This is a genomic window from Streptomyces sp. NPDC059695 (genome assembly GCF_042733785.1).
In the GTDB taxonomy this organism is placed as follows: Bacteria; Actinomycetota; Actinomycetes; order Streptomycetales; family Streptomycetaceae; genus Streptomyces.
Window position 1 is genome coordinate 97915 of the sequence record NZ_JBHWFF010000007.1, and the last position, 11666, is coordinate 109580.

8 protein-coding genes are annotated in these 11666 nt (G+C 72.8%); 1 reads left to right on the top strand and 7 read right to left on the bottom strand.

Annotation, left to right across the window (positions count from 1 at the left end; translation table 11 throughout):
• Positions 1 to 137 precede the first annotated feature (137 nt).
• Positions 138 to 1388 (bottom strand): haloacid dehalogenase-like hydrolase, encoded by a 1251-nt coding sequence (locus ACFV2S_RS11220; protein ID WP_385556409.1) that lies wholly within the window; start codon positions 1386 to 1388, stop codon positions 138 to 140.
• Positions 1389 to 1765: 377 nt separating this feature from the next.
• Here ACFV2S_RS11220 and ACFV2S_RS11225 point away from each other — a divergent pair, with 377 nt between their 5' ends.
• The gene (locus ACFV2S_RS11225) at positions 1766 to 4078 is read left to right on the top strand and encodes a SpoIIE family protein phosphatase (protein WP_385556411.1); all 2313 of its coding nucleotides are present in this window, start codon (positions 1766 to 1768) and stop codon (positions 4076 to 4078) included.
• A 19-nt stretch (positions 4079 to 4097) separates the two neighbouring features.
• Here ACFV2S_RS11225 and ACFV2S_RS11230 read toward each other — a convergent pair whose 3' ends face one another.
• The 6 genes from ACFV2S_RS11230 to ACFV2S_RS11255 form a co-directional block, all read right to left on the bottom strand.
• Entirely contained in the window at positions 4098 to 5126 is a 1029-nt protein-coding gene (locus tag ACFV2S_RS11230; RefSeq protein ID WP_385556412.1) for a LacI family DNA-binding transcriptional regulator, read from the bottom strand.
• 66 nt (positions 5127 to 5192) lie between these two features.
• Positions 5193 to 7043 carry a glycoside hydrolase family 36 protein gene (locus tag ACFV2S_RS11235; protein WP_385556413.1) on the bottom strand — a complete coding sequence of 617 codons (1851 nt, stop codon included), beginning with the start codon at positions 7041 to 7043 and terminating at the stop codon, positions 5193 to 5195.
• 5 nt (positions 7044 to 7048) lie between these two features.
• Entirely contained in the window at positions 7049 to 7864 is an 816-nt protein-coding gene (locus ACFV2S_RS11240) for a carbohydrate ABC transporter permease (RefSeq protein ID WP_385556415.1), read from the bottom strand.
• Entirely contained in the window at positions 7861 to 8835 is a 975-nt protein-coding gene (locus ACFV2S_RS11245) for a carbohydrate ABC transporter permease (RefSeq protein ID WP_385556417.1), read from the bottom strand. Before ACFV2S_RS11245 ends, ACFV2S_RS11240 begins: the two co-directional genes overlap by 4 nt.
• Before the next feature lie 2 nt (positions 8836 to 8837).
• Positions 8838 to 10172, bottom strand: coding sequence for an ABC transporter substrate-binding protein (locus ACFV2S_RS11250; protein ID WP_385556419.1), 1335 nt, complete (start codon positions 10170 to 10172; stop codon positions 8838 to 8840).
• Positions 10157 to 11335, bottom strand: a complete 1179-nt coding sequence (locus ACFV2S_RS11255; RefSeq protein WP_385556421.1) for an aminotransferase class V-fold PLP-dependent enzyme — start codon at positions 11333 to 11335, stop codon at positions 10157 to 10159. The genes ACFV2S_RS11250 and ACFV2S_RS11255 overlap by 16 nt, the downstream gene beginning before the upstream one ends.
• Positions 11336 to 11666 lie beyond the last annotated feature (331 nt).

Here is an 11666-nt window from a genome sequence, read left to right on the forward strand (position 1 = left end):
GGTCGCGCGAGACCCTCAACCATATTCGGTTCTCGCTCATCCGCCCCTAGCTGTCGGCCGCCGGGGGGGGGGGGGGGGGCCCGCACCACCCCCCCCCCCCCCGCCCCCCCTGCCCGGCTGAAGGGTGTTCCCTCGGATCAGAAGACCCGGTCCTCCTGGTCGGGGATGATCTGTCCGTTCGTGTCGACGACGGGTCCCTTGGTGCCGTCGGTCCGGGTGAATCCGGCCGTGGAACACGCGTAGGGCGAGGCCAGACGGGGCTTGGCACCGATGAACATCGGGTTGACCAGCCACTTGCCGTCGCCGTTGTGGTACGAGCGGCACATGAGTTCCGGCTTGTTCCGGTTCAGGACGAGACGCATCTTCGTCGCGTCGCCCACGAAGGTGACGTCCGTGTCGGAGTCACCGGCGCCGAACACCTGGCGCTTCGCGGCCGGCTGCTGCCGGAAGGCGTCGGCTCCCCTGACGCGGAGCAGGTTCTGGTTGACGAAGCAGCGCTTCCCCTCGATGTAGGGGATGACCGAGTCCTTCTCCGCGCCGCCGCAGTCGGCGAGGTGCGGCGTCAGCCTGCCGTCCACCGGGACGGTCCTCACGCCGGTGACCTGCTGGGGTCCGAGCCCGACTCCCTCGGCCCAGACCTCCACCACGGGCTGGGCGGAGGCGGAGACGATGCGCACGTCGAAGCCGGCCCGCACGAGGGTGGAGATCAGGTTCTTCTGCTGCGGGTAGTAGCGCGCCCACCCCGTGACGTCCTTCGTGCCGACGCGCTGCTCGGTGCCTTCCGGGGCCGCGAGGTTCTCCGCCCGCGCCTGCCGGGCGAACCTCTTGACCTCGTCGGCGCTGTAGCCGGAGAGGAGCTGGGCGGCCCAGGCGTAGGACGGCTCCATGCGACGGTGGTCGTAGCCCGCGAAAGCCGCCGCCCCCGTGGTCGTCTCGCCCTCGCTGTAGACGGAGAGGATCTCGTCGGCGCAGTCGGTGTCGGAGCCGGTGGGGAGCGGGCGGCCGGGAGCGGCCGCGGGGCCGCAGGCGGTCCTCAGCGCCGCGGCGGCGGGCTGGGTGAGGTACCGGCTCGTCGTCGTCCAGTCCCCGCGAACGGGCTGGCGGACCTTGCCGTTCTTGAGCATCCAGAACGTGGTCGCGTCGCCCACGTCGTTCTTGATCACGGTGTTGTCCCAGTCGAACAGGGCCAGGCGGCCCTTCTGTCCGGAACAGCTGCCGTTCTCGTCGATGAAGTCCTGAAGGGCCTCGCGGTTGTCCCCGTACCAGGCGAGGTCCTTGCTCAGTTCGGGACAGGACCGCACCGTCGTCGCCGAACTGGGGTTCGCGGCAGCACCCGTGGTGGCCGCCACGAGGGCGGCGACGAAGGCGGCCGATCGAACGATCTTCATGTTCCTTCTTTCCGTCTGATCCGGGCTGGTCAGCCTCGAACGGAGAGCCTACTAGAGAAGGTCATAGGTCAGACCTTTACCGAATAGTAGGTGCATCGACCGAGCGCGGAAGCGTCGAGATCGGAGCCCGCCGGGATGAGCGAGGCGACGGTCGGCCGGGACATCAGGGCGACGGTCAGCCGGAACATCAAAGGGCGCCAGGGAGTGGCCGAGAAGACGCACGATCCCGCAGGAGAGGACGGCCCCCGCGGTGCCGCAGCCCCGTCGCCCAGCGTGAGGACATCCTGCGCGCCCGCTCGACGACGAGGGTGCATCCTGGATGCAGGGGCGATCCTGGCGGTCACCCCATCGTCCCCCTCAGCGAGGGAGCGCGCGACGTGAGCCTCTTGGACCGGCCTTCGGGCTCCGACGGTGGCGGAGCGGAGGGCGTGGCGGCCGTGCTCCTCGACGGGCGGGGCCGCGTCCTGTGGTGGTCCGGAGCCGCCGGGGAACTCGTGGGGGAGGCAGCCGAGGACGCGGCGGGGCGGCCCGTGGAGGACGTGCTCGGGACGGCGGCGCCGCCGGCGACCGTCGTGCGGCTCCCCGCCGCCCCAGACGGAGGGTCCCTCCTCGTCTTCCGGGACCCGACCCCGACGGAGGGCCGGGACCGGGACCGCGACCTCGCCCGGTCGCTGCTGAACCAGCAGCGCATCGGCGTCGCCGAGTTCGACACACGACTGCGCCCGACGCGGGCCAACGCGGCCATGGAGGCGCTGCGTCCGGCCGGAGCGGGGGAGGGCTGGCTGAGCGAGCTGGTCGAATGCGACAGCGGGACACCGGTGCGCGATCTCCTGGCCCGGGTGGCCGAGAGCGGGGCCCCGACCGTCGGTGTCGACTGCGGCGCCGGGCCGGTCGGATCCGATCCGGTCCTGACCCTCGGCTGCTTCCCCGTCGGCGACGAGGACGGAACCCCGCTCGGACTGGCCGTCGTCGCGACCGAGCCCACCACGAGACTGCGGGCCCACCGGCGACTCACCGACGCCTACCGGCGCGCCTTCGAGATCGGGGAGTCCCTCGACGTGGTCCACGCGGCCAGGGACCTCGTCGAACTGCTCGTACCCGGCCTCGGCGACCTGGCCGCCGTCGACTTCCCGGACGACGTGCTGCAAGGACGCGACCCCACCCTCGGGTACCCCGGCTTCGAGGCCTCCGCGCCGCGCCGTGTGGCGGTCAAGTCCGCGGACGGCGCGTGGCCCTCCGCGATGGTCCAGCCCGGAGAACGCATTCCCCCCGTACCCGACCAGGCCTCGAACGCGGCCGTCGCCGTGGGCGTGGTGCTGAAGGCGGACGCCGCGGGAGTCCGGGCGATGCTCGGCGACGATCCGGAACTGGTCGCCCGCGTCATGCCCGAGCACATGCACAGCACGCTCGGGTGCCCGCTCTACCACCGCTCCAGGCTCTTCGGATACGTCTCGGTGTGGCGCACGCGCACCCCCGAGCCGTTCGGGGAGGCCGAGGTACGCCTCCTGCAGGACCTGTGCGACCGCACCGCCGTCGCCCTGGACAACGCCTACCGCTACACGAGGGAGCACCGCACGGCCCTCGTCCTCCAGCACAGCCTGCTCCCTCCCGCGGTGACCGAGAGCGCCGCGGCGGAGACCTCCGGGATCTACCTGCCGGCCAGCGGCAGCCTCAGTGTCGGCGGCGACTGGTTCGATGCCCTTCCGCTGTCCTCGATGCGGACCGGCCTGGTCGTCGGCGACGTCATCGGGCACGGAATCCAGGCCACGGCCACCATGGCCAGGCTCCGTACGGCGGTCCAGACCCTGGCGGATCTCGACCTGCCGCCGGACGAACTCCTCACCCACCTCGACGACCTCGTGCAGCGCATGCAGGCCGAGGCGGAGGAGCCCGACGCCGTGGGCGCCTCGTGCCTCTTCGCCGTCTACGACCCCGTCAGCCGCTTCTGCCAGATGGCGTCCGCCGGGCACCCCGCTCCCGGCCTCCTCCTGCCCGACGGCACGACCGAGTTCGTGCCCGTCGTCCCCGGGCCCCCACTGGGCGTCGGCGACAACCCCTTCGAGACCTGCGAGGTCGTCCTGCCGCCCGGGAGCGTCCTCGCCCTGTACACGGACGGGCTGGTGGACTACGACCACGACATCGGCCGGGGCGGCGAGGAACTGCTGCGGAACCTGCGCCGGTTCCACGCTCCTTCCCGGTCCCTGGAGTCGGTGGGCCGGGACCTGATCGGCTGCCACCCGAGTCCGGAGCGGCCGGCCGACGACGTCACCCTGCTGCTCGCCCGTACCAGAGCCGTGGCGGACGAGGACATGGTCCACCGGGAGTACCCGGCCGACCCGGCCGCCGTGCACGACGCCCGTGCCGACGTCGACGCCCGGCTCGGCGCCTGGGGTCTCGAGGACCTCCGGTTCTCGACCGAACTGATCGTCAGCGAGCTCGTCACCAACGCCATCCGGTACGCCGGCGGTCCGGTCGGCCTGCGGCTGATCCGCGGTCCGGTCCTGGTGTGCGAGGTCTCCGACCCGAGCAACACGCAGCCGAGGCTGCGGCGGGCCCTGATCACCGACGAGGGCGGGCGGGGCATCTTCCTGATCGCCCAGCTCGCGGCCCGCTGGGGGTGCCGCTACGGGGCCCGGGGCAAGACGATCTGGACGGAGCAGCCGCTGCACCTGACGGGACTGCCGGCATGACTCCGACGGGAGGACGGGCCTACCGCTCCGGCGTGCTGTCGCGTACGACCGGCTCCGCCGGGAGCAGCAGCCCGCTCACCGGGGCGGTGCCGGGGTCCTCGACCGTGGAGATCAGCCGGTCGACCAGGGCGCGGGCGATGCCGGACAGGGGCAGCCGGACGCTGGTCAGGGTGGGCTGGAGCACCGTACACAGCGGCATGTCGTTGAAACCGGTGACGGCGACGTCGGTGCCGACCGTGAGGCCGGCGGCGCGGACGGCCTGGTAGGCGGTGAGGGCGAGCCAGTCGTTCGCGCAGACCAGGGCGGTCGGGCGGTCGGCGCCGACGAGCAGGCGCCGCAGGGCGTCGGAGAGCGCGGCCGGATCGTCGTCGGGGACGCCGACCTCGAAGGCGCCGTCGGGAGCGGCGGCCGCCGCCCGGAGGAGACCCGCCCGGCGTTCGGCGAGCCAGGGCAGGGACGCGGCGGAGTTGACGTAGCAGATCCGGCGATGGCCCTGTGCGAGAAGCAGCCCGACGACGCCCGCCGTGGCGCCCGCGGAGTCGATGTCGACCCAGTTCTGCGGACGTCCCGGGGCGGTGCGGCCGAAGGCGGCGAAGGGGAATCCGGCCTCGGCGAGCACGTCGACCCGGGGATCGTCGTGCACGACGTCGGAGAGGACGAACCCGTCGACCTGACGGGCCGCGATCAGTCCGTGGAAGGACTTCGCGACCGCTCCGGCACCGCGCCGGGGGTCGCAGCGGAAGAGCAGCACGCGGTGGCCCACGGCGTCCGCCGCGCTGACCAGCGCCTCCAGGAAGCCGCCCATCAGCGGGTTGGGGTCGGCGGGATTGTCGGCGGGCGCCGGATAGCCGATGACCTTCCGGGTGCCCGTGCGCAGGCTGCGGGCCGACTGGTCCGGCTGGTAGCCGAGTTCGTCGATGGCGGCGGTGACACGGGCGAGGGTGGTCGCGCGGAGCCGGTGAGGGGCGTTGAGGGCGTTCGAGACGGTCTGCCGGGAGACCCCGGCCGCGCGTGCGACGTCCTCGATGGTCACCTGTCGAGCGGTCATCGTTCCCCTGCGTACGGTGGTCGGCGGGCCGGGTGCGGCGATCGGCCGTCCCCGGCCCGCCGGTGGTCAGTGCTCGCGCGTCAGCGTGAGCAGACCACCCGTCGGCACGGTCACCGGGTTCACCCCCGCGACCAGGTCGAGGACGGTCTCGGACAGGATCTCACCACGGCAGTCCTGGACGCGGGCGAGGGCCCGTTCCGGCCGGACGGCCGTCAGGAGCACCACGGGGTCGCCGTCCGCGTTGGCGACGAGCAGCGTCCCCGGCCCGTCCGCACCGTCCCGGTCCGGCAGGGCGACGGGGAACGGAGCGTAGCGGGCGACCACCGTGGTGTGCTCGTCGGCGGCCCGGACCTGGGGGTAGCCGAGGTCCGGGCGGGACGGCTCCAGGGACCCGAGCTGGAGCACGTCGGCGTGGTGGCGGAAGACGCCGAGCCAGAACCGCAGGGTGGCGAGCTGCTCAGGGGTCTGGGCGCCGAGGTCGACGGAGATCTGCGGGACCGAGAACAGGGCGTTGATCAGGTGGACGGCGACGGACTCGGGCGGCTGGCCGGGATGCCACGTGATCATGTCGGCGTGGACGGCGAGCGGGCCCGCGGTGAGCCGGCAGTCGAGGGTGCGCTGCCGGTTCTCGGCCGGGCTGAGCGGGCAGTCGGTGGCGCGGACCATCGTGGCGTACGGCCAGAGACCCGGGCCGACGTACGGCTGACGGTGCTCGACGATCACGTCCGGCCGGGTGCGGCGCAGGCGCCTGTCGAGGTCGGCGAGCAGCCGGCGCACGCCCTCGTGGACGGTGGCGTGGTCCGCGCCCGCGGGGGCGGGCGGCGGGTCGGCGGTGGCGAAGAGGTCGATGAAGTCGAGCTTCACACCGTCCATTCCCCAGTCCTCCACCGCACGGGAGATCCTCTCGATCAGGTGCGCGCGGACCTCGGGATGGCGGGGGTCGAGCACGGCCGCGTCCAGATGCGGCATCTCCCGCAGGACCATGCCCCGGAAGCGGTCCCAGGCGGCGTTGTGACGGCCGATGAACGGCACCGCGTACCAGAGGAGGTACGCGAGGCCGAGCCGGTGGACCTCGGCCACGTGGCCCGCGAAGTCCGGGAAGGCCGGGGTGTGGGGCTCCCAGTCGCCGCAGTGGCCGTAGCCGCGGGCGCGGTCGGCCGTCTGCCAGCCGTCGTCGACGATGATGCTCTCGATGCCCAGGCCGGCACAGAGCGCGGCCTGGCGTTCGACGACGGCGGCGTCGACGTCCTGGTGGAGGCTGTACCAGGTGGAGTAGGCGGGCATCCGCGCCGCCGACGCGACGCCGGGGTGATCCAGGCCCTCCGCCCACCAGTCCGTGACGGCTCGCAGGGCGGCGGCGAAGTGACGGCCGCCGAGGTCGATCCGCAGCCGCATCGGCGGCCCGTCGGGAGTGACGTCCTGTTCGAAGGTGAACGCGAACTCCCCGCTCTCCTCCACGACACCGGCCCCGAGGCGTACGGGTGCGTCGCTCTCCACCGCCGCGGTGCACAGGGCGCGGTCGTGCGTGCCGATGAGGCAGGCCACGGGAGCGCCCAGGGCGAGGGAGACGGTCCGCGGCGCGGTCCACGAGGGCGGCAGCCAGCGGGCGGAGCTGGTGTCGGGGGTCCAGTAGGCCTGGGCGTCGACGCAGGGGACGCGCCATTCGGCGCGGACCGTGACGGCTCGGGCCGCCGTGACCTCGACGAGGGCCACGCCCTCGCCGGCCAGGGAGACGGCGGTCTCCCACGCGTCACCGCCGAGGCCGGTGAGGTGGACGGTGAGCGGAGCCCCGCCGGAGTGGGTCAGGCCGGTGGCGACCTGGCGGTGGACGACGGTCGCGGAGAGGTCGTCGGCGGGGGTGTTCGGGCGCCATGCGGGAGCCGGCCGCGGCTCGGCGGGGGGCGGTGCGGTGGTCACGGTGGTCACTCCTTGGTGGCCCCGGCCAGCAGGCCGGAGATGAACTGGCGTTGCAGGACGAGGAAGAGGGCCATCACGGGAAGGGCGGCGATGGCTCCGGCGAGCAGGACCTGTGCGTAGTTGGTCGTCGACAGACCCTGGAGGGTGGCGGTCGCCACGGGCAGCGTGTGCAGCTCGGGGCTGCGCAGCGCGATCAGCGGCCACACGAACTGGTTCCAGCCGCCGAGGAAGACGAACAGCGAGAGCGCCGCGATGATGGGCCGGTTCACCGGTATGACGATCCGCCACAGGACCCGCAGCTCGCCGGCGCCGTCCACCCGTGCGGCGTCGAGGAGTTCGTCCGGCATCGACCGCAGCGCCTGCCGCATCAGGAAGATGCCGAACGGGGTCACCAGGCCGGGCAGGATGACGGACTCGTAGGAGTCGATCAGGCCCAGGTCCATCATCATCTGGAAGATCGGGATCAGCATCACCGCGTCGGGGATGACGAGGGTGCTGAGCAGCAGGACGAAGAAGACGTTGCGCCCGCGGAAGTCGAACTTGGCGAAGGCGTAGCCCGCGAGGACGGAGACCACGACCGCGCCGACGGTCTGCAGGCCCGCCACCAGCAAGGTGTTGAACAGGACGCGGGTCAGACCGATGGACTCCTGGAGGCCGTGGAGGTTCTCCATCAGGTGGCCGCCGGGCAGCAGCTTCGGCGGCCAGGAGAACACGTCCTTGTCGTCCTGGGTGGCGGCCATGGCGAGCCAGTAGAAGGGGCCGACGCAGAGCCCGAAGGCGCCCGCGAGCAGCAGGGTGAGCAGAGGGCCTCGGTTCTTCATCGGCGGTCTCCCACCAGTCGGACCTGGAGGATGCCGAGGACGGACACGATCAGCGCGAGCGCGTAGGCGAGGGCCGAGGCGTAGCCGAAGTCGAAGTACTTGAAGCCGTTGTCGTAGAGGTACATGGTGACCGTGAGGGTGGCGTTGTCGGGGCCGCCGCCGGTGAGGACGTACGGCTCGTCGAAGAGCTGCAGGGTGCCGATGGTGGAGAGCACCACCGTGAGGAGGAGGATCGGCCGCAGCTGGGGCAGGGTGATGGCGAAGAAGCGGCGGACCGGACCCGCGCCGTCGACCATCGCCGCCTCGTACAGCTCCTTCGGGATGCCCTGGAGTCCGGCGAGGTACATCACCGCGTTGTAGCCGGTGTAGTGCCAGGTGAGGACGAGGACCACGCCGATGCGGGCCCAGACGGGGCTGCCGAGCCAGTTCACCGGGTCGATGCCGAAGAGGGAGAGCACCCAGTTCAGCAGACCGGCGTCGCGGTTGAGGATCACGGAGAACATCACGCCGGTGGCGACCAGGCCCGTCAGCGAGGGGACGAAGACGCCGAGGCGCCAGAGGGGGCGCAGCCGGACCGCGGCGGAGTTCAGTGCGAGTGCCACGAGCAGCGCGAGACCGAGCATCAGCGGCACCTGGACGACCAGGATCAGCGCGGTGTTCCTGAGCGCCGTCCAGAACAGCGGGTCGTCCACCAGACGGCGGTAGTTGGCGAGTCCGGCGAACCGCCGGGCGTCGCCGTTGCCGGTGGTGAGGCTGATCCAGAACGAGGCGGCGATCGGGTACGCCTTGAAGACCGCGAAGCCCAGGACGGCGGGCATGATCAGCAGGTACGGGAACGACGTGCGGGTCAGCAGCCGGCGCCGGCCGGAGGGAGCTCGGCCGGGGCGGGTGCGGCCGGGGCGCGGGGCGCCGCCGGTCGTGGCGGCGACGCCCCCGGTGGCACGCGCGGGTTCGGGAGGTGCGAGGGACATGGTCAGGCCGCCTGCTGCCGGCCGGTCTGCTGCGCGAGCTGCGTGGCGGCGGCCCCGAGGGCGTCGGCCGGGTCGGCGCCCTTGAGCAGCACCTGGCTCTGGGCGTCGCTGGCGAGCTTGAGGGCCCGGCTGTAGTCGCTGGTGAAGTTGGTCGCCCCGGGGCCGGAGGCCAGCGAATCGACGAGGGACTTCAGCACGCGCTGGCCGCCGTAGAACGGGTGCGGCGCATCGAACATCGGGTCCGCGTAGGCCGCCTTGAGGGCGGGGAAGACGCTCCCCGAGGAGTACATGCGGTTGATTTCCGCGGGCTTCGTCAGCGCGTGCTCGATGAAGCGCCAGGCCGCCTTGCGGCGCTTGCTGGTCGCGGAGACCGCGAGGTAGGTGGAGTTGACGATGACACTGCGCCCTCCGCCCGGGACGGCGGCCGGCGGCTGCATGACGCGCCACTTGCCGCTCTGGGCGGGGAACTTCTCCGCCATGTACCCCACGGCCCACGCGGCCTCCGGCGCGGTGGCCAGCCTGCCCTGGCCGATCAGCCGCTTCCAGGTGCCCTGGCCGGCGGTGTCGGCGAGCAGTCCGCCGTCGTTGAGGCGCTTGATGACGCCCAGGGCCTTGACCGCGGCCGGGGAGGCGAGGGTGACCCTGCCCTCGTGGTCGAAGTAGAAGGCGCCCTGGAGCTGCATCAGGTTCTGGAAGAAGTCCATGTCCTGGGTCGCGCCGGTCTTGTCGAGCCCGATCAGCTGGGCCCCGGTGGCGGCGCGGATCCTCGGTCCGGCGGCGATCATGTCGTCCCAGCTGGTGAGGGAGGCGGGGTCGACGCCGGCCTTCTCGAAGAGGTCGTGGCGGTAGAACATCCCGAGCGGGTTGACCTCCCACGGCAGGGCGTGGACGGCTCTGTCCTTGCCCATGACGGTCGGCCACAGTCCGTCGACGAAGGCGTCCTCGTACCTGTCCGCGCCGAGCCGGGACAGGTCGGCTATGCCCTCGGGGAACTTGTCCAGGTAGCCGGGCAGGTAGTCGACGCCGATGTGGAGGACGTCGGCCAGCCCCTTGCCGCCCGAGGCGAGACCGACGGTGATCTTGTCCCAGATGGCCGGCTCGCCGACGTCCTGGATCTCCACCTCGATGCCCGGGTTGGCCCGCTCGAAGGAGGGCACGACCCCGCGCAGGGCCTCCGCCGCGGAGGTCCAGCTCCAGACGGTGATCTTGCCGCTGTCGCCGTCGGCGCCGGAGGTGCCGGAGCCCGACCCTCCGCCGCCGCACGCGGCCAGGCCGAGTCCGGCGGCGGATGCCGTGGCGAGGTGGAGGATCTGGCGGCGGCTCAGCTGGTGGGACATGTCGGCTCCTGGACGTCGGTACGGGTGTGGGTGCGCGGAGTGCGGCGGGCGAGCGAGTGCAGGGCCCGCGCGAACAGGTCCGTCGCGGCGGGCGGTGTGGAGGCGTGCGGGGAGACCCGGATCCACTCGTCCCGGCGGGTGGTGATCACCCCGGCCTCCTCGAGCGCCCGGTGGACGGTGCCGGTGTCGTGGCCGGGGAGCCGGAAGCTGCCGATTCCGGCCCGCTCCTGGAGGGCGAGCCCGTCCGAGAGGACCTCGGCCCCGGCCGACCGCGCCCGGTCCAGCAACGCGGCGAGGGTGGCCCGGATCCGGGCACCGACGGCGGCCGGGCCGCCCTGGTCGTGCAGGTCGTCGACGGCCGCGCCGAGGGCCGCGGCGGCCGGGAAGTCCGGGTTGGTGGCGAGATGGGCCGCGGCTCCGGGCAGCGGGGGCGCCGGATGCCGCACCGCGAAGGGCTCGGTGACACCGGCCCAGCCGCCGAGCCCGGGAGCGAGGCGCTCGGCGCAGCGGTCGCGGATCAGCAGCAGCGCGGCTCCCCAGCCGGCCCGCAGCCACTTCTGGCCGCCGCTGACGAGGACGTCGGCGGCGTCCGTCTCGATCGGCACGGCGCCGAGTCCCTGGATGGCGTCGACGATCAGGAGACGGTCGGGCCCGAGGACCTCCTTGAGAGCGGCGAGCGGTGCCACGTGGCCGGTGAGCGAGTCGACGGCGCTGACGGTCAGGGCGGTGACGTCGGGGGTGAGATGACGGCGCAGCAGGTCGGGGGTGATGTGCCGCGGCCCGTCGGCGTCGACGAGCCGGACGTCAGGGCCGCCCCGGCCGGCGAAACGGAGCCAGGGATAGACGTTCGCGGGGAACTCGCCGCGGGGCACGAGCACGGTGCCGGGTCCGCGGAGCGCCGCCGCCACGGTGAACAGACCGTTGCTGGTGGACGGGGCGAGGGCGATCTCGTGGGGCCGCGCGTGGAGGAGCCGGGCCGCCGACGTCCGGGCGGCGTCGCCGAGGGCGAACAGCCGGTCGAGGTCGGCGGGATCCGCGCGGCCGGCCAACGCGGTCGCCTCGGCGAGCGCGCCGGCGGCCCGGCGGGACAGCGGGCCGACCCTGGCGTGGTCCAGGTAGCCCGCCGTCGGACCACCGGTCGACGGCATAGTTTGATCGTTCAAAATTAGATCCTCGTGATCCCATCGGTAAGATCGGGGTGGAATTTGAAGGTTCACATTAGGGAGTCGCGGCTGTCTCAGCAAGAGGTCCGACGCGGTGGTCTGAAGCGGTGGTCCGACGCGGCGGTCTGACGCGGTGGTCTGACGCGGTGCGTCGCGTGGGCCCACCGGGAACCCGCTGCGGGCCTCGTGGGGCGGCGGCTGGTGTTCCGGCGTGCGAGACCGCCGAAATCGCCCGCGGGGGGGGGGGGGGGGGGGGGCCCCGGGGGGGGCGGGGGGGGGGCAAGAGGTGGTTGTTTGCGGGGAGGGGTGGTGGGGGGGGGCCAGCCCCCCC

Coding starts and splice junctions, on each gene's coding strand:
- ACFV2S_RS11220 (WP_385556409.1), bottom strand. CDS start 1,388: ATGAAGATCGTTCGATCGGCCGCCTTCGTCGCCGCCCTCGTGGCGGCC.
- ACFV2S_RS11230 (WP_385556412.1), bottom strand. CDS start 5,126: ATGACCGCTCGACAGGTGACCATCGAGGACGTCGCACGCGCGGCCGGG.
- ACFV2S_RS11240 (WP_385556415.1), bottom strand. CDS start 7,864: ATGAAGAACCGAGGCCCTCTGCTCACCCTGCTGCTCGCGGGCGCCTTC.
- ACFV2S_RS11245 (WP_385556417.1), bottom strand. CDS start 8,835: ATGTCCCTCGCACCTCCCGAACCCGCGCGTGCCACCGGGGGCGTCGCC.
- ACFV2S_RS11250 (WP_385556419.1), bottom strand. CDS start 10,172: ATGTCCCACCAGCTGAGCCGCCGCCAGATCCTCCACCTCGCCACGGCA.